We start from the raw sequence: 21985 nt of genomic DNA, 5'->3' as shown, positions 1-21985 counted from the left end.
GCGTTGCCTGCAAGGGCCCTTAAAAATGCAGTAAATTTACCGTTAGCTGAGTCAGGAGATGCGGATGTTAAAGCGTGAAATGAACATTGCCGATTATGATGCCGAACTTTGGCAGGCGATGGAGCAAGAGAAAGTACGTCAGGAAGAGCACATTGAACTGATCGCCTCCGAAAACTACACCAGCCCGCGCGTGATGCAGGCTCAGGGCTCTCAGCTGACTAACAAATATGCCGAAGGCTACCCGGGCAAGCGTTACTACGGCGGCTGTGAATATGTCGATATCGTTGAGCAGCTGGCTATTGACCGCGCGAAAGCGCTCTTCGGCGCAGACTACGCTAACGTGCAGCCGCACTCCGGCTCGCAGGCCAACTTCGCGGTTTACACTTCGCTGCTGGAGCCGGGCGACACCGTACTGGGCATGAACCTGGCGCACGGCGGCCACCTGACTCACGGCTCGCCGGTTAACTTCTCTGGCAAACTTTACAACATCGTGCCTTACGGCATCGACGAAACGGGCAAGATCGATTACGACGATCTGGCAAAGCAAGCGCAGACCCATAAGCCGAAAATGATCATCGGCGGTTTCTCGGCTTACTCCGGGATTGTCGACTGGGCGAAAATGCGTGAAATCGCCGACAGCATCGGCGCTTACCTGTTCGTTGACATGGCGCACGTCGCTGGTCTTATCGCCGCAGGCGTTTACCCGAACCCGGTTCCGCATGCTCACGTGGTGACCACCACTACGCACAAAACGCTGGCAGGCCCGCGCGGCGGCCTGATCCTCGCCAAAGGCGGCAGCGAAGAACTGTACAAAAAACTGAACTCCGCTGTCTTCCCGGGCGGCCAGGGCGGCCCGCTGATGCATGTTATCGCCGGTAAAGCCGTGGCGCTGAAAGAAGCGATGGAGCCGGAGTTCAAAACCTATCAGCAGCAGGTTGCGAAAAACGCCAAAGCGATGGTGCAGGTCTTCCTGGATCGCGGCTACAAAGTGGTGTCCGGCGGTACTGAAAACCACCTGTTCCTGCTGGATCTGGTAGATAAAAACCTGACCGGCAAAGAAGCGGATGCCGCGCTCGGCCGCGCTAACATCACCGTGAACAAAAACAGCGTGCCGAACGATCCGAAAAGCCCGTTCGTCACTTCCGGCATCCGCGTCGGCACCCCGGCGGTAACGCGTCGCGGCTTCAAAGAAGCGGAAGTACAGGAGCTGGCGGGCTGGATGTGCGACGTGCTGGACAACATCAACGACGAAGCGACCATTGAGCGCATCAAGCAGAACGTGCTGGATATCTGCGCACGCTTCCCGGTTTACGCATAAGCGTAATCACACTGCCTAAGGCCGCCTCGCGCGGCCTTTTTTGTTTGTCTGGAGGCCATTATGCGGATACAGGCGTTTGCCGAAATGACCGGACTGACGGCGCATACGCTGCGTTATTATGAAAAGCTCGGGCTGTTGTCGCCGCAGCGCAGCGCGGCGGGCCATCGCGATTATCGCCAGAGCGATGTCGACTGGGTGGCGTTTATTCAGCGTCTGAAGGCGACCGATATGCCGCTGGAGGCGATCCAGCGCTACGCCGCATTACGAAGCCAGGGCAACGAAACCGCCGCTGCGCGTCGGGCTTTGCTGGCGGAGCATGCCGAAAGGCTGGCGCAGCGGCTTGCGGAGCAGCGTAATCACCTTGAGCGGCTACAAGAAAAAATGGCCTGGTATGACCGCGAGCTGATAAAAAACAGCCCTTGACCTGGAGTTTACTCGAAGGTTTACCGTTGTCCTTATCAACACGATGAGGAGAACAACATGACTGCATCACGCTATGAAACAGGCCTGGCGCGCCTGACGGAAATCGACGGCGCGGCAGGCGAAAACGTCATTGCCGCGCTGGCTGACATCGCCCCGGATCTGGGGCGCTACGTTATCGAGTTCGGTTTTGGCGATGTCTACAGCCGTCCCGGGCTGGATATCAGGAGCCGGGAGCTTGCGACCGTCGCTGCGCTCACCGCGCTTGGCCACGCCCAGCCGCAGCTGGCGGTACATCTTCACGCCGCGCTGAACGTAGGCTGCACGCGGGAAGAACTGGTTGAAGTGATTATTCAGATGTCGCTTTATGCCGGGTTTCCGGCGGCGCTGAACGCCATGTTTACCGCCAAAACGGTTTTCGAGGCGCACGGGCAGACAACACATCAGACCACAAATCAATAACAAATCGTTACAAGTTCCCGTCTCCCTGCCGATAACCGGGATGAAAGGCCTTTGGCCCCCACTCCTCTCAGGCAGGGAATTCATTATGGGTTTGCTTAGAAATTTTTCGATACGCTCGGTCATGTTGACGGTACTGGGCCTGTTCTGCCTGCTGTGGCTGGGCGTAGGGCTTTACAGCGCTTATTCGCTTTCACAACTGGGTAAGGGGAATGAAGTTGACCGCGAGCTGGTTACGCAGATGAGCGTGCTCAGCAAAGGCAACGATCAGTATTTTCGCTTTGTGACGCGACTTTCCCGTGTCATGGAGGCAAAAGCCGCTGGCGGTGCGGCAGATGAGAAGGCTTTCGCGTCGGCGCAGCAGGCGCTGGACGGCATGGCGAAACAGCTTGCCAACTTCAAACGCCTCTCTCCCGGCCCAATGGACGCGGCGGTTTCGCAGCAAACCATCAACGACTGGCAGAAACTGCTGGACGAAGGGGTAGCGCCGCAGATGAAGCTCGCGCGGGAAGGAACGCTTGAGCAGTATCGCACCCAGGCGAATAACGTCACGCCCCCGTTAAGCCGGGCATTCGGCGCGGCGGCGGAAAAGTTCACCGCCACGGCGGATGCGAAGCTGGATGAAACCCGCATACGGGTGGATTCGCTCACCCAGGCGACCAAAATTATTATCATCGTAGCGGTTATTATCGGTCTGTTGTTGCTGTTGCTCACCGACCGCTATCTGGTCGCTATGCTGGTGAAACCGCTTGAGCGCATCCGCAATCACTTCCGCCTGATCGCCGAAGGCGATCTTAGCCAGCCGGTACAGGAGATGGGGCGTAACTGCGTGGGCAAACTGGTGCCGCTGCTGACGGCGATGCAGGACAGCCTGCGCGAGGCGGTCAGCGCTATTCGCAGCGGCAGCGAAAATATCTGGCGCGGCGGAAATTTCCGCAGGCAACAACGATCTCTCTTCGCGCACTGAAGAGCAGGCCTCCGCGCTGGAAGAGACCGCCGCCAGCATGGAGCAGCTCACCGCCACGGTAAAACTTAATGCGGATAATGCCCGTCAGGCAAGCGAGCTGGCGCAAACGGCCTCCGCAACCGCCGGCAAAGGCGGCAGCCTTGTCGACAGCGTGGTCAGCACGATGGAAGGCATTTCCGGCAGTTCGAAGAAAATCGCCGACATTACCAGCGTTATCAACAGCATCGCTTTCCAGACTAACATTCTGGCGCTAAACGCGGCGGTGGAAGCGGCGCGTGCGGGCGAGCAGGGGCGTGGCTTCGCGGTTGTGGCAGGCGAAGTGCGAAACCTCGCCAGCCGCAGCGCGGGGGCGGCGAAAGAGATTGAAACGCTGATTGCCGATTCCGTAGAACGCGTAGAGGAAGGGTCTCGTCTGGTGAACGACGCGGGCAGCACGATGGCGGAAATCCTCAATGCGGTAAACAACGTCAGCGCCATCATGAAGCAGATAGCCTCGGCTTCAGAAGAGCAGAGCAAGGGCATCTCGCAGGTTGGCACGGCCATTACCCAGATGGATGGCGTCACGCAGCAAAACGCCTCGCTGGTAGAGCAGGTCTCTTCCGCCGCCGCCGCGCTGGAGCGCCAGACCGACGAGCTGCAAAACGCGGTGCGGAAATTCCGCCTCTCCGCCAGCGAGCAAAAAACGGCGCAAAGCGCGCCAGCGGTCAGCGTGAAGCCTGCCCGCGTTGCGGCGGCTGGCGTGAAAAGCGCCGACGACTGGGTCGCCTTCTGATAAAAACACCCTGCCTGTCGCGGGGCGTTTTTTTAGGCGACCAGAGACCCGAGCAGCAAGCGCGGCAACGTGGGCAGGTTTACCCGTCAGTTACATGCTAAGGTACTGACAAACAAACCTCGTCTTACTGAAAACAGGAGTCTGCATGAACGCAACACCGACACTGCAAGCCGCACCGCTGGAATGGGGCCACGGGCCGCGCGTATTTGAGGTTTTCCTTGAGCCGACCTGCCCCTTTTCCGTCAAAGCCTTTAATAAACTCGACGCGCTGCTTGAGCGGGTGGGGGAAGAGAACGTAACGGTGAAAATCCGCCTGCAATCGCAGCCCTGGCATATGTTCTCCGGTGTGATTGTGCGCTATATCCTGGCTGCCTCCACGCTGCCGGAAGGCAAAGCGGCAGCCTGGAAAGTGATGAAAGCGGTGGGCGATCACCGGGAAGAGTTTGAGTTTACCGACCATTGCAGCGGCCCGAACATGGATGCGACGCCGAATGAGATCATGGAGCGCATTGAGCGCTATAGCGGCGTGAACGTCGATGCGCCTTTCGCCCGCGCCGATTTGCAGCAGCTGATTAAATGGCATTGCAAATATGCCCGTCAGAACGGCATTCATGTGTCGCCGACTTTTATGGTCAACGGTCTGGTGCAGCCAGACTTAGGCAGCGGCGACGACATCAGCGTCTGGGCCGAGCGTATTCTGGCCTGAAGAAAAACCCAGCGGCAACGCTGGGTTTTTGTTTTATCGCGCGCTGAGCAGCCGCTTAAGCTGTCGGTTGTGCCATGGCGCCAGTACTAATACGGTGGTCAGCGCGCCGAGCAGGGCGCTGAACATATCGGACTGCGTATCCCACGGATCCCCCTGCGTGCCGAGAAAATCCTCCGCGCCCTGACCCAGCGCCAGCGCAGCCCACCACTCAATCAGTTCATAGAAGGCGCTGATTGCCAGCGCAACAGAGCACACGACAAAAGCCAGCATTTTTCGGCCCCGGACATACGCGCCGCGCTGCAAAATTTCCCGGGCTGCCAGCGCCGGCACCAGACCCTGGAAAAAGTGGCCGAGTTTGTCATAGGGGTTGCGATCGAGGTTGAGCCACGCCTGCACATCGAAGCCGATGGGCACTCTGGCATAGGTATACATTCCGCCGACGATAAGAATAACGGCGTGGCAAAAGATAAGCCCGTAAAGCAGCGGCGTGAGCGGGTAACGCTTTGCGCTTACTATCAGCAGCGGCACGACAATCAGCACCGGTATGACTTCCATAAGCCAGGTTAGCTTATCGGCAGTGGCTACGCCCGTGATGATAATGAGCAACGCAAGCGCAGCGGCGCCGCTCAGCAGAGCGCGGATAGGGGTTTTCATTGGTGTTCCTTCACAAAGACAAAGCGTCACTATCCGGCTGATAGCGCTAAAAAACAATCTGTAAAACAGGGAAGCCGCAAGGTGCGGCCGAACAGAAGCGGATTTTCAGCATCGCGCGCTCCCGGTTAATGTTAAAACGTTGTTACATCTTGCATGCGGAAAGATATCCCGCCAGACTATCGCCTCCGCAATGGGAGGGACTCATGGTTTTGCACTCAACGCGCTGGCTTGCGCTTAGCTATTTCACCTATTTCTTTAGCTACGGCATCTTTTTGCCCTTCTGGAGCCTGTGGCTGAAAGGGATAGGGTTGCCGCCGGAAACTATCGGCCTGCTGCTTGGCTCCGGCCTTATCGCCCGTTTTCTGGGCAGCTTACTGCTTGCTCCCCGGGTGAAAGATCCCTCCCGGCTGGTATTCGCCCTGCGGCTGCTGGCAATGCTGACGCTGCTCTTCGCCGTCGGCTTTTGGCTGGGCCAGGCCACCGCCTGGCTGTTGCTGGTAATGGTAGGCTTTAACCTTTTCTTTTCCCCGCTGGTGCCGCTCACCGATGCGCTGGCCGGTACCTGGCAGCGGCAGATAACCATGGATTATGGCCGCGTGCGGCTGTGGGGGTCGCTGGCGTTTGTTATCGGCTCGGCGCTTACCGGCAAGCTCGTCAGCCTGTTTGACACCCAGGCTATTCTGGCGCTGCTGACGATCGGCATCGCTTCCATGTTTATCGGCATGCTGCTGCGCCCTTCGGTGATGCCGCAAGGCGAAGCGCGCGTGCAGGAAGCGGCGGGCTGGCAGGCGTGGCGCAAGCTGATTGGCGAAAGCTGGCGCTTTCTGGCCTGCGTCTCGTTGTTGCAGGGGGCGCACGCCGCTTATTACGGCTTCAGCGCGATTTACTGGCAAGGCGCAGGGTATTCCGCGTCTGTCGTGGGCTATTTGTGGTCGCTTGGCGTGGTGGCGGAAATTATTATCTTCGCGCTCAGCAAAAAGCTGTTCAGCCGCATGAGCGCCCGCGACCTGCTGCTTATCTCCGGCGTGCTGGGCATTATTCGCTGGTCGCTGATGGGCTGGACCACCGCGCTGCCGTGGCTTATCGTCGCGCAAATCCTGCACTGCGGCAGCTTCACCATCTGCCATCTGGCGGCAATGCGTTATATTTCGGCGCGTCAGGGCGGCGAGGTCATTCGTTTGCAGGCGGTCTATTCTGCCGTGGCGATGGGCGGCGGCATTGCCGTCATGACCATGTTCGCAGGCTTCCTCTATCAGCACTTGCAGGGCGGGGTATTCTGGGTCATGGCGCTGGTAGCGCTGCCGGCTCTCGTGCTGCGCCCGAAAGTGGCAGCGCGCGCTTAATTTTCCAGAAGTTCGCGAATGCGCTGGCGCTGGTGATCGCCAAGCGGCAGCTCAGCGGCATGGATCAGCGGCGGCGAGAAGAGCGGCAAAGAGGTGGTGTAAGGCGTGACAATCAGCGCCACCTCTTTTGGCGCGCCCTCCTGCTGAAACGCATGGATCGTCAGCCGCTTGATATTGAGCGGCAGCAGCGTCAGTTCCCGCAGCTGTTGCTCAAGCTCCATCTCCAGCGCTTCGTTATTACCGGTCAGCAGCAGCACCTGCTTTTCCTGCAAATCGCTTTCCTGCATCAGCCAGGCGCCAAAAATCACCGCCACCAGGCCAACCTCTTCATCGGAAAAGGTCACGCCATACTCTTCTTCAAATGTTGAAAAGGCGCTGCGGGTGGTGCGCATCAGGCGCGGATAAAGCCGTGTAATCTCTTCCGGCAAGGTGTTATCGATGCCGATGCCGAACAGGCTGCGATCCAGCGCCTGGCAGAGATGGACATAAAGCTGGTCCGCAAGGCCTTGTTCATCGCTGAACGCCATGCCGGAAAGCTCGCGAAAGCGGGCCACCATGCCGGTAATCGCCTGGCGCAGCCGTAAGTCCTGCGGATGGCAGTCGCGCAGCGGGTCGGGGGTGCGTAGCATCATAAACAGCAGCGCCAGAAAACAGTGTTCGTTGATATGCGGCGCCTGCGCCACGCGGCGCTGCCAGTGGCGTACGATTTCCTGCGCCGCCAGGTATTCGGCGCGCATGCGCGTCCACATCTGTTGCGGTTCTGAAAATTCCGGCGTCTGCCCGTAGTGGTGCTGAACCAGACAATACTGCAAATAAAGGCGCAGAAACTCCCGGTCGCGCGTCTCGAACTGGCGGTTTAGCCTGCGCGCGCAAAGGTTGACGAGCGCATGTAAATTCGTATCGTCATACAGCGCCGTCGCAATGCCATGCTGTTTAAGCTCGCTTTTCAGCGCCGGGGTAAAGTTATGCTGAATGAAATCCGGGCACAGACGAAGCGCGCGGCGCAGCCAGTGCAGCAGACAGAGCCTGCGATCTAACGCGGTGCCTTCTATCCGGTAGCTGCCGTCTTGCTGGGTGATGATGTTAAGCCGGTGGTAACGCTGGATTTCGTCGCTGGTTTCGGCAATATCCTGGCGGGCGATGGCGCCATCCACACCGTTGACGCGACCTACAATTTCAGGCGTCACGGTTTGTCCCGGCAGGTAAAGCATCAAGAGTACCTGGCAGCGGCGCTGCGGACTGGAAAGCACAGATGGTGGTGGAGCAAGAAGAGTCATCATCCGTTTAGTCCAGTGGGTCATTTTACTGCTAAGGATAGCTAAAGGATTTTTCGCTGTTATGAACAGCGGAAGTTTTCATCGCGGAATTCTGGCTGGCTCACAGAATTTTTCGCCAGAGGGGATCATGAAGAAATTAAAGCACCGCTTATTCATAACGACGCCTGTACTGATAATACTTTCCGCTGAGGCCGCTCAGGCGCATCCGCACAGTTTTATCACTATGAAAACGCAAATTATTGCTGAGCAGGGGCAGATGACCGCGCTGCAAATGCGCTGGGTTATGGATGAAATCACTTCAGCGGATCTGCTTTATGACGCCGGGGAAGCGAAGCCGGATTCACCGGTCTGGAAGCGGCTGGCGGCGGAGGTCATGGCGAACGTGCTGACGCAACATTATTTCACCGAATTCTGGCATAACGGTGAAAAAGTGAAGTTTGCCGCCCGGCCTTCCGCCTATGGGCTTTCCCGAGCAGGCCATCAGGCCGTGCTCGACTTCACCTTACCGCTGGCGCATCCTCAGCCGCTGGCCGGGCAGCGCTATACCTTCTCTACCTTCGACCCGACCTATTTTGTCGATATGCGCTATGAGACTAGCGGTGATGTGCGTTTGCCGGCTGAACTGAACAGCGCCTGCAAGCTGGCGGTAAAAACACCGAAGCCGGATGCCGCCGTTGAGGCTTTTGCGCTGTCGCTTGATAAAGCGGATGCGCCGCCGGAGGATATGGCGCTCGGCAAACAGTTTGCACAGGAGGTAACGCTGCAATGTCAGTAATGGCAACAACGGGAGCCGGGCGGCGCTGGGCGCACCTCTGGCCGCTGGCGCTTTTTTTACTGCTGGCGCTGGCAGGCGGTTTTTGGCTGTGGCGCGCATGGCCGCAGGTCATGGCAGAAAGCATAATCTGGCAGCGCGGCGTTAACCGCGAGCTGAGCGGTTTATTGCAGCAGGTGGCGCAAAACCCCGCGCGGGCGGGCTTTTCGCTGCTGGCCTTCAGCTTTCTGTATGGCGTTTTACATGCGCTGGGGCCGGGGCACGGCAAAATCGTTATCGCCACCTGGCTTGCCACGCACCCTTCGCGCCTGAAACGCAGCCTTGGCTTAACGCTGGCCTCCTCGCTTTTGCAGGGGCTGGTGGCGATAGCGCTGGTGATTGTGGTGCTGACCGTGCTCGCGCTTCCGGCCCGGCAGTTGCACATGAGCAGCTACTGGCTGGAGAAGGGGAGCTATCTGCTGGTAGGGCTGTTAGGCGTTATGCTTTGCTGGCGCGCCCTGAAAAGGCTGCGCGGGCTGTGGCGTAAGCCGGTTTTCAAAACGTTCACCCCGCACACCGTACACAGCGCGACCTGCGGTTGCGGGCATCAGCATCTGCCTTCGCAACACCAGCTTGCACGCGCCGACGACTGGCGAGCCAGGCTGATGGTGGTGCTCTCTATGGGCATACGTCCCTGTTCCGGCGCGATCATGGTGCTGCTGTTCAGCAAAGTGATTGGCGTGTTTGGCTGGGGGATGGCGGCGGCGATGGCCATGGCGGCGGGGACGTCGCTGACCATTTCGGCTATTGCGTTGTTCGTACACAGCTTTCGCCAGCTGGCGGTCAGGCTTGGCGGAAAAAGCACGCCGCCGCTGTGGCGCCAGACGGGATGGGCGACGCTTGCGCTGGCGGGCGGCGTGGCGCTGGTGGCCGCCGCGCTGGTGATGTGGATGAGCGCGCAGCCGGCAGGGCAGGGGCTGCGGCCGTTTTAATCGTCTTACGCCCAACAAAAAAGGCAGGCCGCTTGCGCGCCTGCCTTTTATTTCGCGGGTTACCCCGTCAGCGAGCGAATTAACGCTTCAGCGCTTCGCTCAGCTCTTCGCGCATGCCAGCCAGCATCGCTTTCACCACGCGCGGGTTGCCCGCAACGATGTTTCCGGTGGTCATGTAGTTATGACCGCCAGTGAAATCGCACACCAGGCCGCCTGCTTCACGTACCAGCAGTTCGCCGCCAGCGAAATCCCACGGCTTCAGGCCAATTTCAAAATAACCGTCAACGCGGCCAGCGGCTACGTAAGCCAGGTCCAGCGCGGCGGAACCGGTGCGGCGGAAGTCGGCGCACTGGGTGAAGAGTTTAGTGACAATGTTCATGTAAGCCGGCGCATGCTGTTTGGCTTTGAACGGGAAGCCGGTCGCCAGAATGGTGCCGTCGAGGTCACGCGCGCTGCCGCCGCGCAGACGGTAGCCGTTGAGCTGTGCGCCCTGGCCGCGTACGGCGGTGAAAAGTTCGTTGCGCATGGGGTCATATACCACGGCGACTTCGGTGCGGCCTTTAATGCGCACAGCGATGGAGACCGCGAAATGCGGCAGACGCTTAACGAAGTTGGTGGTGCCATCCAGCGGATCGATAACCCATTGAATATCCTGCTCGGTGCCAGCGTGTTCACCGCTTTCTTCGGTGATGATGGTGTGTTGCGGATAGGACTGGCGGATGGTGTCGATAATGACGCGCTCTGCGCCTTTATCAATATTGGTCACGAAATCGTTGCTGCCTTTCTGGCTGGTCTCTACGGTGTCCGGCGTTTCGTAGTTTTTGGCGATAAAGTTACCGGCCTTGCGCGCAGCACGCACGGCGATGTTGAGCATCGGATGCATCAGGTTTCTCTCACTGGATGTTAAAGAACGGGAAAACGGCGCGGAGTATAGCAGAGGGTTCGGATTATGTCTCAGGTTTATGATAAGATGTCCCAATATTCTTTATTCGTGCTGAATCGCTATGCTGGAAAATATTCGTATCGTGCTGGTGGAGACCTCTCACACCGGCAATATGGGCTCGGTCGCCCGCGCCATGAAAACCATGGGCCTGACCAACCTCTGGCTGGTTAACCCGCTGGTGAAGCCGGACTCCCAGGCCATCGCGCTCGCCGCCGGGGCAAGCGACGTCATCGGCAACGCCACGATTGTCGACACCCTGGATGAAGCGCTTTCCGGCTGTAGCCTTGTGGTGGGCACCAGCGCGCGCTCACGTACGCTCCCCTGGCCGATGCTTGACCCGCGCGAATGCGGCGTTAAGAGCATTTCAGAAAGCCAGCACGCGCCGGTGGCGCTGGTGTTTGGCCGCGAGCGCGTAGGGTTGACCAACGAAGAGCTGCAAAAGTGCCATTATCATGTCGCTATCGCGGCGAACCCGGAATACAGCTCGCTGAACCTCGCCATGGCGGTGCAGGTTATCGCTTATGAAGTGCGTATGGCCTGGCTTGCCACCCAGGAGCAAGCGGCGGCGGAGCACGAAGAAACGCCTTATCCGCTGGTTGACGATCTGGAGCGTTTTTACGGCCATCTGGAGCAGGTGTTGCTGCAAACCGGCTTTATTCGCGCCAACCATCCCGGCCAGGTGATGAACAAGCTGCGCCGGTTGTTTACCCGCGCACGCCCGGAAAGTCAGGAACTTAACATTCTGCGCGGCATTCTCGCCTCCATTGAAAGCGGCGATAAAACGAAGCCGGAATAGTTGAGTAAAATACCAGGGTAAATAGTTGACCAAATTACTCGGGAATGTCAGACTTGCGCCTGCTATGCAACACCCCATATGACAATAATCCCCCGCTTCGAGGGGCGTGTTTGAGGTTAAGTAAGACATGAGACTGACATCAAAAGGGCGCTATGCCGTGACCGCAATGCTGGACGTTGCACTTAACTCCGAAGCGGGCCCGGTTCCGTTGGCAGATATCTCCGAGCGTCAGGGCATCTCCCTGTCCTATCTGGAGCAGCTGTTCTCCCGTCTGCGTAAAAATGGCCTGGTGGCCAGCGTGCGCGGCCCAGGCGGCGGTTACCTGCTGGGTAAAGATGCAAGCAGCATCGCTGTTGGCGAAGTGATTAGCGCCGTTGACGAATCTGTCGACGCGACGCGTTGCCAGGGTAAAGGCGGCTGCCAGGGCGGCGATAAATGCCTGACCCACGCGCTGTGGCGCGACCTCAGCGACCGTCTGACCGGTTTTCTGAATAACATCACCTTAGGTGAACTGGTAAACAACCAGGAAGTGCTGGATGTCTCTGACCGTCAGCATAACGAAGCCCATCGCCCGGCCCGCGCTCAGGACGCCATCGACGTTAAACTGCGCGCGTAATTAAGTTAAAAAAAGACAGATATTCAGAACCTGGCCGGGGTGCGCGTTCACCCCGTCGATGTCGGCTATTATCATGCCAGCCGCCAGGTTCACATATTGAGATGTACGGAGCAAAGAGCAATGAAATTACCGATTTACCTCGACTACTCCGCGACTACGCCGGTTGACCCGCGCGTCGCCGAGAAGATGATGCAGTTTTTAACGATGGACGGTACGTTCGGTAACCCGGCGTCCCGTTCTCACCGCTTTGGCTGGCAGGCGGAAGAGGCGGTTGATATCGCCCGTAACCACATTGCCGACCTGGTGGGCGCAGACCCGCGTGAGATTGTTTTCACCTCTGGCGCGACGGAATCTGACAACCTGGCTATTAAAGGTGCGGCCAATTTCTATCAGAAAAAAGGCAAGCACATCATTACCAGCAAAACCGAGCATAAAGCGGTGCTGGATACCTGCCGCCAGCTGGAGCGCGAAGGGTTTGAAGTCACCTACCTCGCCCCGCAGAGCAACGGCATTATCGATCTCAAAGAGCTCGAAGCGGCAATGCGTGACGACACCATTCTGGTTTCTATCATGCATGTGAACAACGAAATAGGCGTGGTGCAGGATATCGCGACTATCGGCGAAATGTGTCGCGCGCGCGGCATCATCTACCACGTTGACGCCACTCAGAGCGTGGGCAAACTGCCTATCGATCTGACCCAGCTGAAAGTGGACCTGATGTCTTTCTCCGGCCACAAAATCTATGGCCCGAAAGGCATCGGCGCGCTCTACGTTCGTCGTAAGCCGCGTATCCGCATTGAAGCGCAGATGCACGGCGGCGGTCACGAGCGCGGCATGCGTTCCGGCACCCTGCCTGTTCACCAGATCGTCGGCATGGGCGAAGCGTACCGCATCGCCAAAGAAGAGCTGGATACCGAGATGGCGCGCCTGCGCGGTCTGCGTAACCGTCTGTGGAACGGCATTAAAGATATCGAAGAAGTTTACCTGAACGGCGACCTCGAGCAGGGCGTACCGACCATCCTGAACGTCAGCTTTAACTACGTGGAAGGCGAGTCGCTGATCATGGCGCTGAAAGACCTGGCCGTTTCTTCCGGTTCCGCCTGTACTTCGGCGAGCCTGGAGCCATCCTACGTGCTGCGCGCGCTGGGGATGAACGACGAGCTGGCCCATAGCTCTATCCGTTTCTCTTTAGGTCGTTTTACTACCGAAGAAGAAATTGATTACACCATCGAGCTGGTTCGTAAATCCATCGGCCGTCTGCGCGATCTTTCTCCACTGTGGGAAATGTTCAAGCAGGGCGTGGACCTGAACAGCATCGAATGGGCGCATCATTAATCGGTATCCGACGGGAGAAATAAAACATGGCATACAGCGAAAAAGTTATCGATCACTACGAGAATCCGCGCAACGTCGGTTCTTTTGACAACAGCGACGAAAGCGTTGGCAGCGGCATGGTCGGCGCGCCGGCTTGCGGCGACGTGATGAAGCTGCAAATCAAAGTTAACAATGAAGGCATCATTGAAGACGCGCGCTTTAAAACCTACGGCTGCGGTTCCGCTATCGCTTCCAGCTCCCTCATTACCGAGTGGGTGAAGGGCAAGTCCCTTGATGAAGCGCAGGCTATCAAGAACACCGACATCGCCGAGGAGCTTGAGCTTCCGCCAGTGAAAATTCACTGCTCCATTCTTGCGGAAGACGCCATTAAAGCCGCGATTGCGGATTACAAAAGTAAACAAGCCAAATAATTGAGGTTGTAGTATGTCGATTACCCTTAGCGATTCCGCCGCCGCACGTGTGAATGCCTTTCTTGCCAATCGCGGCAAAGGGTTTGGTCTGCGTCTTGGCGTGCGCACGTCTGGCTGCTCTGGTATGGCCTATGTGCTGGAATTTGTTGATGAACCCCAGCCGGAAGACCAGGTGTTCGAAGACAAAGGCGTAAAAGTGGTTATCGATGGCAAGAGCCTGCAATTCCTCAACGGCACTCAGCTGGACTTCGTAAAAGAAGGCCTTAACGAAGGGTTTAAATTTACCAACCCGAACGTAAAAGATGAGTGCGGCTGCGGCGAAAGTTTCAACGTCTGATACCACGACCCGCCCTGATGACCCCGCCGCCCGACCGGGCGCGCGGGGCATTGCTTTACTACGCTGACCCCGAGACCGTTATGGATTACTTCACCCTCTTTGGGTTGCAGCCAGGCTTTGCGCTCGACAGTGAACAACTGGCGGCGCGCTACCAGGAACTGCAACGTCAGTATCATCCCGATAAATACGCCAGCCGTCCGCAAGCCGAGCAACTGGCGGCCCTCTCGCAATCCGCCACCATCAACCAGGCCTGGCAAACGCTTCGCCATCCGCTAACCCGCGCTGAATACCTGCTTTCGCTTCATGGCTTCGACCTTGCGAATGAGCAGCACACGGTGCGCGATACGGCGTTTCTGATGGAGCAGCTGGAGCTGCGCGAAGAGCTGGATGAGATAGAGCAGGCGAAAGATACCGATCGCCTCGAGGCGTTTATTCAGCGCGTGAAAGGGATGTACAAAACCCGCCATCAGCAGATGGTCGCGGAGCTGGATAGCGAAGCGTGGACGCAGGCGGCGGACACCGTGCGCAAACTCCGTTTTCTCGATAAACTGCAAAGCCAGTCAGAACAACTCGAAGAAAAGCTGCTCGATTTTTAATTCTGGAAGCTCAACATGGCCTTATTACAAATCAGTGAGCCGGGCATGAGTAGCGCGCCGCATCAGCGTAAGCTTGCGGCGGGCATCGACCTTGGCACCACCAACTCGCTGGTGGCGACGGTTCGCAGTGGGCAAACCGAAACCCTGGCGGACCACGAAGGCCGCCATCTGCTGCCCTCCGTCGTGCATTACCAGCAACAGGGTCACACCGTGGGCTGGGATGCGCGGGCGCAAGCCGCCAGCGACCCGGCCAATACCATCAGCTCTGTAAAACGTCTGATGGGCCGCTCGCTCGCCGATATTCAGGCGCGCTATCCCCATCTGCCTTACGACTTAACGGCCAGCGAAAACGGCTTGCCGATGATCAATACGCCTGCCGGCCAGTTAAACCCGGTGCGCGTTTCCGCCGATATCCTTAAAGCGCTGGCCGAACGCGCGCGCGAAGCGCTGGCAGGCGAGCTGGATGGCGTGGTGATCACCGTTCCGGCTTATTTCGACGACGCACAGCGCCAGGGCACCAAAGACGCCGCGCGTCTTGCCGGGCTGCACGTGCTGCGCCTGCTGAACGAACCCACCGCGGCGGCTATCGCCTATGGCCTGGATTCCGGTCAGGAAGGGGTGATTGCGGTCTACGATCTCGGCGGCGGCACCTTTGATATTTCTGTGCTGCGCTTAAGCCGCGGCGTGTTCGAAGTGCTGGCGACCGGCGGCGACTCCGCCCTTGGCGGCGACGACTTCGACCACCTGCTTGCGGACAGCATTCGCGAACAGGCGGGGCTGACGGATCGTGCCGACAACCGCCTGCAACGCCAGCTGCTTGACGCCGCCATCGCGGCGAAAATCGCCCTGAGCGACGCCGAAACCGCAGAGGTTGAGGTTGCGGGCTGGAAAGGCAGCGTCACACGCGAGCAGTTTGACGCGCTTATCGCGCCGCTGGTTAAACGCACGCTGCTGGCTTGTCGCCGCGCCCTGAAAGACGCTGGCGTGGAAGCAAGCGAAGTGCTGGAAGTGGTCATGGTCGGCGGCTCAACCCGCGTGCCGCTGGTGCGCGAGCGCGTAGGCGAGTTTTTCGGCCGCACGCCGCTTACCTCCATTGACCCTGACAAAGTGGTCGCCATCGGCGCGGCAATCCAGGCGGATATTCTGGTCGGCAACAAGCCGGACAGCGAAATGCTGCTGCTGGATGTTATTCCGCTGTCGCTTGGTCTGGAGACCATGGGCGGACTGGTAGAAAAGGTCATTCCGCGCAACACCACGATTCCTGTCGCCCGCGCCCAGGAGTTCACCACCTTTAAAGATGGTCAAACCGCGATGGCGATCCACGTCGTGCAGGGCGAGCGCGAACTGGTGCAGGATTGCCGGTCGCTGGCGCGCTTTACGCTGCGCGGCATTCCGGCGATGCCGGCAGGCGGCGCGCATATTCGCGTCACCTTCCAGGTGGACGCTGATGGCCTGCTGAGCGTGACCGCCATGGAGAAATCCACCGGCGTGGAAGCGTCTATCCAGGTGAAACCTTCTTACGGGCTGACCGACGGCGAAATCGCCACCATGATTCAGGATTCCATGAGCTATGCCGAGCAAGACGTGAAAGCGCGCATGCTGGCAGAGCAGAAAGTGGAAGCCGCCCGCGTGCTGGAAAGCCTGGAAGGGGCGCTGAAAACCGATGCCGCGCTGTTAAGCGTCGCTGAACGGCAGGCCGTTGACGACGCGGTTGCGGCGCTTCGCGCCGCCGCCCTTGGCGACAACGCCGACGCCATTGAACAAGCCATTAAAAATACAGACAAACAAACCCAGGAGTTCGCCGCTCGCCGTATGGATGAATCTATCCGTCAGGCGCTGAAAGGCCACTCCGTGGACGAGGTTTAATATGCCAAAGATTGTTTTTCTGCCTCATCAGGATCTCTGTCCTGATGGCGCAGTTCTGGAAGCGAAGAGCGGTGAAACCATTCTTGACGTTGCGCTGCGCAACGGCATCGACATTGAACACGCCTGCGAAAAATCGTGCGCCTGCACCACCTGCCACTGCATCGTGCGTGAAGGCTTTGATTCGCTTGCGGAAAGCAGCGAAGACGAAGACGACATGCTGGATAAAGCCTGGGGGCTTGAGCCGGAAAGCCGCCTGAGCTGCCAGGCGCGCGTAACCGACGAAGATCTGGTGGTCGAGATGCCGCGTTACACTATTAACCATGCTCGCGAACACTAATCGGGGGAAGCGATGGGACTGAAATGGACCGACAGCCGCGAAATCGGCGAGGCGCTGTACGACAGCCGCCCGGATACCGATCCGAAAACCGTGCGCTTCACCGATATGCATCAGTGGATTTGCGAGCTTGAGGAGTTCGATGACGACCCAAACGCGTCAAACGAAAAAATCCTCGAAGCGATACTGCTGGTCTGGCTGGACGAAGCAGAATAAAGAAACGGGCTGCCTCTGGCGGCCCGTTTTTACGTTTTCACCATGAGCCGAATATAAGGACAATAAGATGACCGAAGCCATGAAAATTACGCTCTCAACGGCGCCCGCAGACGCCCGCTGGGGTGAGAAAGCCGCTTACAGCATCAATAACGAAGGCATTACCCTGCATCTCACCGGCAAGGATGACCTGGCGCTTATCCAGCGCGCGGCGCGCAAAATCGACGGCCAGGGGCTGAAGCACGTTGAGCTGGCAGGCGAAGGCTGGGATGTGGAAAAAAGCTGGGCCTTCTGGATGGGTTATCGCGGCCCTAAAGGCAAACGCGTTGTCGACTGGGCGAAGCTTGACGATGCCCAACAGCAAGAGCTGAACAGCCGCCTGAAAATTATCGACTGGGTGCGCGACGTCATTAACGCGCCGGCGGAAGAGGTTGGGCCGGAACAGCTGGCGCAGCGCGCGGTCGACCTGCTTGCCGACGTGGGCGGCGAGCAGGTCTCTTATCGCATCACCAAAGGCGAAGATCTGCGCGAGCAAAACTATCTCGGTCTGCATACCGTAGGACGCGGCTCAGAGCGCCCGCCCGTGCTGCTGACGCTTGATTTCAACCCGACAGGGGACAAGAGCGCGCCGGTTTACGCTTGTCTTGTCGGCAAAGGCATCACCTTTGATTCCGGCGGCTACAGCATCAAGCAAACCGCCTTTATGGATTCGATGAAATCGGACATGGGCGGCGCGGCGCTGGTGACCGGCTCGCTGGCGTTTGCCATTACCCGCGGCCTGAACAAGCGCGTAAAACTCATTCTTTGCTGCGCCGACAACATGATAAGCGGCAACGCTTTCCGCCTGGGCGATATCATTACCTACCGCAACGGCAAAACCGTTGAAGTGATGAACACCGATGCCGAAGGTCGGCTGGTGCTGGCAGACGGCCTTATCGACGCCTGCGCCCAGAAACCGGAGCTTATCATCGACTGCGCGACGCTGACTGGCGCGGCCAAAACCGCGCTCGGCAATGATTACCATGCGCTGTTCAGCTTCGACGACGCGCTGGCTGCTCGCCTGCTTGAGAGCGCGAAAGCGGAAAACGAAGCTTTCTGGCGTTTGCCGCTGGCGGAATTCCACCGCAATCAGCTGCCTTCGAATTTTGCTGAGCTGAACAATACGGCGGGCGGCGCTTACCCGGCGGGCGCCAGCACCGCGGCGGGCTTTCTGTCGCACTTTGTTGAGAACTATCAGCAAGGCTGGCTGCACATCGATTGCTCCGCCACTTACCGTAAAGCGGCGGTAGAGCAGTGGGCGGCGGGCGCCACCGGCATCGGCGTACGGACGCTGGCGAACCTGTTGACCGCAGACGCGTAATAACAGAGGCGGCGGGTGGCGCTGCGCTCACCCGCCCTGTGAAAGGCCTTCTGGCGCGTGGGTTTTGCCCGCCTGCGCTAAAGCGCCTTTCAGTGGGTTTTCCCCTTTCCCTTGCGGGAAGAGGGCGGGGCGAGGGGCCTGCTTCCCTTCCTGATTAAACAAACGACTGTAACCTTATGTCTGAAACCAAAAACGAACTTGAAACCATGCTGGAAAAAGCGGCGACCGAGCCTGCGCACCGTCCGGCCTTTTTCCGCGTGCTGCTGGACTCCACCGTCTGGGTGCCGGGCGAAGCGGCGCAGGGCGAGGCTATCGACGCCAACAGCGCGGTAGATTTACAGCACTGGGAAAAAGAGGATGGCACGTCCGTTATTCCGTTCTTTACTTCCCTTGAGGCGATGCAGCAGGCGGTCTCGCACCAGCAGGCGTTTGTCATGATGCCGGTGCGCCAGCTGTTTGAAATGACCCCTGGCGAAACGCTCTTTTTGAACGCGAAGCTGCCGACCGGCAAAGAGTTCACGCCGCGGGAAATCAGCCATCTCATCAGCCCTGAAGGCGATGCGGTAAGCAACCAGACGGTGCTGGAAGGCGGCGCTTCGCTGTTGCTCTCAGAAGTGACCGAGCCGCCGGCGCAGATGATAGATTCGCTCACCACGCTCTTCAAAGAGATGAAAACGGTAAAACGCGCTTTTCTTTGTTCCATAAAAGAACAGGCGGATGAGCAGCCGAATCTGCTGATTGGTATTGAAGCGGAAGGCGATATCGAGCCGGTTATCCGCGCCGCTGGCAGCGTGGCGATGGATACGCTGCCGGGCGATGAGCCGGTTGACCTTTGTCAGGTCAAAGAGGGCGAAAAGGGCGTCAGTCATTTTATGATTGCTCATATCACGCCGTTTTATGAACGCCGCTGGGGCAGTTTCCTGCGCGACTTTAAACAAAACCGTATTATTTAATTGCAGGGCGGCATAATCGTGCCGCCTTTTTTATTTCCGCGCTTTACCCTTATTTCACGTTCTCTCTGAATCAAGACAAATTCTGGTAGGCCACGGTTATTCCTCTCTTTGCTAAGCTTGCCTCCCCTGTGTTGCTCATTTTGTTATCCACCGCCTGAAACGGCGGGGGCGGGCGCGTTTTTATTTAATGGAATAAACCCGGAACGCCGCGATGAATAAAAAGCGTTTTGCTTTAATACCTGTCGCGTTTTTTCTGTATACCGCATGGCATGCGCCCGTCAGGAAGGTAGAGCTTCACGCTATGCAATAACCACCGGCCCCGCAAGAGGGCCGTGGACATCACCGCAACCGCCTCGCTGCGGCGGCGATTAAAAGCGAGGGTAATACGCTCTCGCTCTATGGCTTAAACAAGGAAAACGGATATTACGATGAACAGGAAGAGCCTGATCTATCTCTTTTTGGTGCCGCTGCTGATTGCCTGCTACGGCGTCTGGCAACATTACCGCGTAAGCGACATTACCGGGCGGGTCGACTTTTCAAACGCCCTGATTCAGGAAGCGACGACGGCGCTGCAAAAAGAGAGTAATGCGGTGATGGAATTTTCCGTCGACGGCGAAAATTATCGTCTCCCGGCGAGAGAACTCATCAATAACGAGCGACAGCTGCAAAGCCAGTACGCCACTGAAATTATGCTGGCGCAGCTGCAAAGCAAGCTGGCGGGCCTGGCGGTAGGCCTGGCGTTGCTGTGCCTCGTGCTGAATGCCGGGGCGCTCGCCCTTTGTCGGCGCAGCGTGACGGTGGCGAAACGCTCTCAGGATGATTTAGTTCGCGCCTTCGATCGCTGCCGCAAGCTGTTGCCGTGGCTGATGGTTTCACAGATTGTCATTTGCGGGCTGGCCTTCTTCTGCGCGGTGGTTTACGAAACGCTCTGGTTCGGCACTCACTTCAAAATGAACGCGGGCGGCATCAAGGTGATGTTTTTTGCGCTGATGGTCCTGTTCGGCATTTTGTGGGTGCTCTATAAAAGTCTTGGCAGCCTGAAGCAGTGCTTTGCGCTGTTCCAGCCGGAGCCGCATGAAGTGGCGGGCCATAACCTGACCCGCGAGCAGGCGCCTGAGCTGTGGCGATGGGTGGAGGCGCTGGCGCAGCGTCTCGGCGCTATCGTTCCGGACAACATCGTGGTCGGCCTGCTGGAGGGCTTTTACGTCACCGCTAATCCTGTGCAAGTGGAAGACGGCCCCTTGCTGAAAGGGCAGACGCTTTACTTCCCGCTCACCTGGGCGGCGCTCATGGATGAAGAGGAGCTGAGCGCCGTAGTAGGGCATGAGCTGGGCCACTTTGTCGGCCAGGATACGCTCTACAGCCTGCGTTTCGCGCCGCTCTATGCGGGCATCAGCCACAGCATTGAAACCATGGTGCTGAACCAGCGCAATGCGCCGGTGCTGGATCACGTCATTCTTTATCCGTCGCTGCACATCGGGATCCAGTTCATTCAGCAGCTTCACGAAACGGTGAGCCACTGGAGCCGCATTCGCGAGCATGAAGCCGACGCCATCGGCGCACGCGCCAGCTCTGCGCGCGCGCTTGCCACTTCGCTGCTGCGCATTTCCGCCATCAGCGAGGCGCAAAACCGCGTCTTTGAGGCTTTCTTCAACGGTAAGCTTCAGAGCGATAACCTGGTGGAAAACGTCGTCGCCGACCTGCGTGAAAATGGCTTCAGCGACCCGCAACAGTATCTGGAAAGCGAAACGGCGCACCCGACCGACAGCCATCCGCCAAGCCGCAAGCGTATCGAAGCGCTGGGCTGCGCGCTGGACGCCTCGCTGCTGGCGCAGGCGACTCGCCCGGCCGCCGATAACCCCTGGCAGAGCCTGACGCCGCTTCTGCCGCAGGCCGCTGCGATGGCGCAAAACATGACCCATGAGCTTGATGGCAAAGTCACCCGGCATCGTGAAGCGTTTCGTCGCGAACTGGAGGAGGTCGTCGGGCAGGCGGGCGAATCTGTTACGCTCTATACCGGCAATAAAGTCTATTTAGTCGGCGGCTTTTTAGCGGCGATCCTGTTTGTCGCGTCGTTTATCCTGCTTACTCAACTGAGCTTTAACTATACTGGCGAGCCAAACGTGAAAATGCTGGCGGGCGGCGCGGCGATGGGCCTGCTGGGGCTACTGGCGTGCTGGTCGCTCTGGCAGCAGTGGCGTAAGCGCCATACGCCTTTCCTGACCCTGACGCCGCAGACTTTACGCTGCCGCCAGTTCACGGACGACATTCCGCTTAATGCTATCGATGATTTCAAAGTGCAGAACATGAACCACACCATCACCGTGACGCTTATCTGCAAAGAAGGGTATGAGCTGCCGCGCGCCGTGGGCGGCTGGTGGAAAAATCGCACCCGGGTGCAGCGCAGCAAAAAACGGCTGATGTTCACCTGGATTGGCAAGCTGCGGGGAGAAGATAAAAAAGCCTACTCCACCGAGACGCTGCTGGAGCTGTTTATCCGCAACCTGAATGCTATTCATGCCCGCGAGACGCTCAACACCTTTAAATAATGGACTTTCGGCGCGGCA

Annotated in this window: 22 protein-coding genes and 1 pseudogene; 20 read left to right on the top strand and 3 right to left on the bottom strand. The window is 58.3% G+C overall.

The window, feature by feature from the left end; all coding sequences use genetic code 11:
* Positions 1 to 64: 64 nt before the first annotated feature.
* The 5 genes and pseudogenes from glyA to DW56_RS14455 all read left to right on the top strand — a co-directional run bounded on the left by glyA (position 65) and on the right by DW56_RS14455 (position 4642).
* On the top strand, positions 65 to 1318 hold the full coding sequence (gene glyA / locus DW56_RS14475; protein WP_024562241.1) for a serine hydroxymethyltransferase: 1254 nt from the start codon (positions 65 to 67) through the stop codon (positions 1316 to 1318).
* A 60-nt stretch (positions 1319 to 1378) separates the two neighbouring features.
* Positions 1379 to 1741, top strand: a complete 363-nt coding sequence (locus DW56_RS14470) for a MerR family transcriptional regulator (protein WP_024562242.1) — start codon at positions 1379 to 1381, stop codon at positions 1739 to 1741.
* Positions 1742 to 1798: 57 nt separating this feature from the next.
* Positions 1799 to 2200: a carboxymuconolactone decarboxylase family protein gene (locus DW56_RS14465; protein ID WP_024553759.1), complete on the top strand. Its 402-nt coding sequence runs from the start codon at positions 1799 to 1801 to the stop codon at positions 2198 to 2200.
* A gap of 85 nt (positions 2201 to 2285) precedes the next feature.
* Positions 2286 to 3936 (top strand): annotated as a pseudogene (locus DW56_RS14460) (methyl-accepting chemotaxis protein).
* Between the two features lie 145 nt (positions 3937 to 4081).
* On the top strand, positions 4082 to 4642 hold the full coding sequence (locus tag DW56_RS14455) for a DsbA family protein (RefSeq protein ID WP_024553760.1): 561 nt from the start codon (positions 4082 to 4084) through the stop codon (positions 4640 to 4642).
* 33 nt (positions 4643 to 4675) lie between these two features.
* Here DW56_RS14455 and DW56_RS14450 read toward each other — a convergent pair whose 3' ends face one another.
* Positions 4676 to 5296: a DUF2238 domain-containing protein gene (locus DW56_RS14450; protein WP_024553761.1), complete on the bottom strand. Its 621-nt coding sequence runs from the start codon at positions 5294 to 5296 to the stop codon at positions 4676 to 4678.
* 203 nt (positions 5297 to 5499) lie between these two features.
* On the opposite strand from DW56_RS14450, the gene DW56_RS14445 reads away from it, so the two are divergent.
* Positions 5500 to 6639: a 3-phenylpropionate MFS transporter gene (locus DW56_RS14445; RefSeq protein WP_024553762.1), complete on the top strand. Its 1140-nt coding sequence runs from the start codon at positions 5500 to 5502 to the stop codon at positions 6637 to 6639.
* On the opposite strand, the gene csiE is transcribed toward DW56_RS14445, so the two are convergent.
* On the bottom strand, positions 6636 to 7919 hold the full coding sequence (gene csiE, locus DW56_RS14440; RefSeq protein WP_024553763.1) for a stationary phase inducible protein CsiE: 1284 nt from the start codon (positions 7917 to 7919) through the stop codon (positions 6636 to 6638). The genes DW56_RS14445 and csiE overlap by 4 nt on opposite strands.
* 124 nt (positions 7920 to 8043) lie before the next feature.
* Here csiE and DW56_RS14435 point away from each other — a divergent pair, with 124 nt between their 5' ends.
* Both DW56_RS14435 and DW56_RS14430 read left to right on the top strand, forming a co-directional pair.
* Positions 8044 to 8691 (top strand): DUF1007 family protein, encoded by a 648-nt coding sequence (locus DW56_RS14435; protein WP_024553764.1) that lies wholly within the window; start codon positions 8044 to 8046, stop codon positions 8689 to 8691.
* The gene (locus tag DW56_RS14430) at positions 8682 to 9659 is read left to right on the top strand and encodes a nickel/cobalt transporter (RefSeq protein WP_024553765.1); all 978 of its coding nucleotides are present in this window, start codon (positions 8682 to 8684) and stop codon (positions 9657 to 9659) included. The genes DW56_RS14435 and DW56_RS14430 overlap by 10 nt, the downstream gene beginning before the upstream one ends.
* 79 nt (positions 9660 to 9738) lie before the next feature.
* On the opposite strand, the gene suhB is transcribed toward DW56_RS14430, so the two are convergent.
* On the bottom strand, positions 9739 to 10542 hold the full coding sequence (gene suhB, locus DW56_RS14425; protein ID WP_024553766.1) for an inositol-1-monophosphatase: 804 nt from the start codon (positions 10540 to 10542) through the stop codon (positions 9739 to 9741).
* Positions 10543 to 10663: 121 nt separating this feature from the next.
* Between suhB and trmJ the strand changes: the two genes are divergently transcribed.
* The 12 genes from trmJ (at position 10664) to DW56_RS14365 (ending at position 21967) form a co-directional block, all read left to right on the top strand.
* Positions 10664 to 11398, top strand: coding sequence for a tRNA (cytosine(32)/uridine(32)-2'-O)-methyltransferase TrmJ (trmJ, locus tag DW56_RS14420; RefSeq protein ID WP_024553767.1), 735 nt, complete (start codon positions 10664 to 10666; stop codon positions 11396 to 11398).
* A 127-nt stretch (positions 11399 to 11525) separates the two neighbouring features.
* On the top strand, positions 11526 to 12014 hold the full coding sequence (gene iscR, locus DW56_RS14415; RefSeq protein ID WP_024553768.1) for a Fe-S cluster assembly transcriptional regulator IscR: 489 nt from the start codon (positions 11526 to 11528) through the stop codon (positions 12012 to 12014).
* 120 nt (positions 12015 to 12134) lie between these two features.
* Positions 12135 to 13349 carry a cysteine desulfurase gene (iscS, locus tag DW56_RS14410; protein WP_024553769.1) on the top strand — a complete coding sequence of 405 codons (1215 nt, stop codon included), beginning with the start codon at positions 12135 to 12137 and terminating at the stop codon, positions 13347 to 13349.
* A gap of 26 nt (positions 13350 to 13375) precedes the next feature.
* A complete protein-coding gene (gene iscU / locus DW56_RS14405) occupies positions 13376 to 13759 on the top strand; it encodes a Fe-S cluster assembly scaffold IscU (RefSeq protein ID WP_024553770.1) in 384 nt (127 codons plus the stop codon).
* A gap of 13 nt (positions 13760 to 13772) precedes the next feature.
* Entirely contained in the window at positions 13773 to 14096 is a 324-nt protein-coding gene (gene iscA / locus DW56_RS14400; protein ID WP_024553771.1) for an iron-sulfur cluster assembly protein IscA, read from the top strand.
* Between the two features lie 80 nt (positions 14097 to 14176).
* Complete coding sequence (gene hscB, locus DW56_RS14395; protein WP_024553772.1) at positions 14177 to 14692, top strand: co-chaperone HscB; 516 nt, start codon at positions 14177 to 14179, stop codon at positions 14690 to 14692.
* 15 nt (positions 14693 to 14707) lie between these two features.
* Positions 14708 to 16558: a Fe-S protein assembly chaperone HscA gene (gene hscA / locus DW56_RS14390; protein ID WP_024562243.1), complete on the top strand. Its 1851-nt coding sequence runs from the start codon at positions 14708 to 14710 to the stop codon at positions 16556 to 16558.
* A 1-nt stretch (position 16559) separates the two neighbouring features.
* The gene (gene fdx, locus DW56_RS14385) at positions 16560 to 16895 is read left to right on the top strand and encodes an ISC system 2Fe-2S type ferredoxin (RefSeq protein ID WP_024552623.1); all 336 of its coding nucleotides are present in this window, start codon (positions 16560 to 16562) and stop codon (positions 16893 to 16895) included.
* 12 nt (positions 16896 to 16907) lie between these two features.
* Positions 16908 to 17108 (top strand): Fe-S cluster assembly protein IscX, encoded by a 201-nt coding sequence (gene iscX, locus DW56_RS14380; protein ID WP_024552624.1) that lies wholly within the window; start codon positions 16908 to 16910, stop codon positions 17106 to 17108.
* Between the two features lie 67 nt (positions 17109 to 17175).
* Positions 17176 to 18465, top strand: a complete 1290-nt coding sequence (gene pepB, locus DW56_RS14375) for an aminopeptidase PepB (protein WP_024552625.1) — start codon at positions 17176 to 17178, stop codon at positions 18463 to 18465.
* A gap of 176 nt (positions 18466 to 18641) precedes the next feature.
* Positions 18642 to 19418 (top strand): enhanced serine sensitivity protein SseB, encoded by a 777-nt coding sequence (gene sseB, locus DW56_RS14370; RefSeq protein ID WP_024552626.1) that lies wholly within the window; start codon positions 18642 to 18644, stop codon positions 19416 to 19418.
* A gap of 428 nt (positions 19419 to 19846) precedes the next feature.
* Positions 19847 to 21967 (top strand): M48 family metallopeptidase, encoded by a 2121-nt coding sequence (locus DW56_RS14365; protein ID WP_024552627.1) that lies wholly within the window; start codon positions 19847 to 19849, stop codon positions 21965 to 21967.
* Positions 21968 to 21985 lie beyond the last annotated feature (18 nt).

The organism is Franconibacter helveticus LMG 23732, from assembly GCF_000463115.2.
GTDB classification, from domain to species: domain Bacteria; phylum Pseudomonadota; class Gammaproteobacteria; order Enterobacterales; family Enterobacteriaceae; genus Franconibacter; species Franconibacter helveticus.
Note: the sequence above shows the minus strand (reverse complement) of the source record. Positions and strands in the feature narration are given on the sequence as shown.

Bases quoted from the DNA above. Each gene is read 5' to 3' on its own strand.
- DW56_RS14465 (WP_024553759.1), top strand. From the start codon at position 1,799: ATGACTGCATCACGCTATGAAACAGGCCTGGCGCGCCTGACGGAAATC.
- DW56_RS14435 (WP_024553764.1), top strand. From the start codon at position 8,044: ATGAAGAAATTAAAGCACCGCTTATTCATAACGACGCCTGTACTGATA.
- DW56_RS14365 (WP_024552627.1), top strand. From the start codon at position 19,847: ATGAACAGGAAGAGCCTGATCTATCTCTTTTTGGTGCCGCTGCTGATT.
- DW56_RS14455 (WP_024553760.1), top strand. From the start codon at position 4,082: ATGAACGCAACACCGACACTGCAAGCCGCACCGCTGGAATGGGGCCAC.
- DW56_RS14450 (WP_024553761.1), bottom strand. From the start codon at position 5,296: ATGAAAACCCCTATCCGCGCTCTGCTGAGCGGCGCCGCTGCGCTTGCG.
- glyA (WP_024562241.1), top strand. From the start codon at position 65: ATGTTAAAGCGTGAAATGAACATTGCCGATTATGATGCCGAACTTTGG.
- fdx (WP_024552623.1), top strand. From the start codon at position 16,560: ATGCCAAAGATTGTTTTTCTGCCTCATCAGGATCTCTGTCCTGATGGC.
- iscX (WP_024552624.1), top strand. From the start codon at position 16,908: ATGGGACTGAAATGGACCGACAGCCGCGAAATCGGCGAGGCGCTGTAC.
- hscB (WP_024553772.1), top strand. From the start codon at position 14,177: ATGGATTACTTCACCCTCTTTGGGTTGCAGCCAGGCTTTGCGCTCGAC.
- iscS (WP_024553769.1), top strand. From the start codon at position 12,135: ATGAAATTACCGATTTACCTCGACTACTCCGCGACTACGCCGGTTGAC.
- DW56_RS14470 (WP_024562242.1), top strand. From the start codon at position 1,379: ATGCGGATACAGGCGTTTGCCGAAATGACCGGACTGACGGCGCATACG.
- suhB (WP_024553766.1), bottom strand. From the start codon at position 10,542: ATGCATCCGATGCTCAACATCGCCGTGCGTGCTGCGCGCAAGGCCGGT.
- DW56_RS14430 (WP_024553765.1), top strand. From the start codon at position 8,682: ATGTCAGTAATGGCAACAACGGGAGCCGGGCGGCGCTGGGCGCACCTC.
- sseB (WP_024552626.1), top strand. From the start codon at position 18,642: ATGTCTGAAACCAAAAACGAACTTGAAACCATGCTGGAAAAAGCGGCG.
- iscA (WP_024553771.1), top strand. From the start codon at position 13,773: ATGTCGATTACCCTTAGCGATTCCGCCGCCGCACGTGTGAATGCCTTT.
- pepB (WP_024552625.1), top strand. From the start codon at position 17,176: ATGACCGAAGCCATGAAAATTACGCTCTCAACGGCGCCCGCAGACGCC.
- hscA (WP_024562243.1), top strand. From the start codon at position 14,708: ATGGCCTTATTACAAATCAGTGAGCCGGGCATGAGTAGCGCGCCGCAT.
- trmJ (WP_024553767.1), top strand. From the start codon at position 10,664: ATGCTGGAAAATATTCGTATCGTGCTGGTGGAGACCTCTCACACCGGC.
- iscU (WP_024553770.1), top strand. From the start codon at position 13,376: ATGGCATACAGCGAAAAAGTTATCGATCACTACGAGAATCCGCGCAAC.
- csiE (WP_024553763.1), bottom strand. From the start codon at position 7,919: ATGATGACTCTTCTTGCTCCACCACCATCTGTGCTTTCCAGTCCGCAG.
- iscR (WP_024553768.1), top strand. From the start codon at position 11,526: ATGAGACTGACATCAAAAGGGCGCTATGCCGTGACCGCAATGCTGGAC.
- DW56_RS14445 (WP_024553762.1), top strand. From the start codon at position 5,500: ATGGTTTTGCACTCAACGCGCTGGCTTGCGCTTAGCTATTTCACCTAT.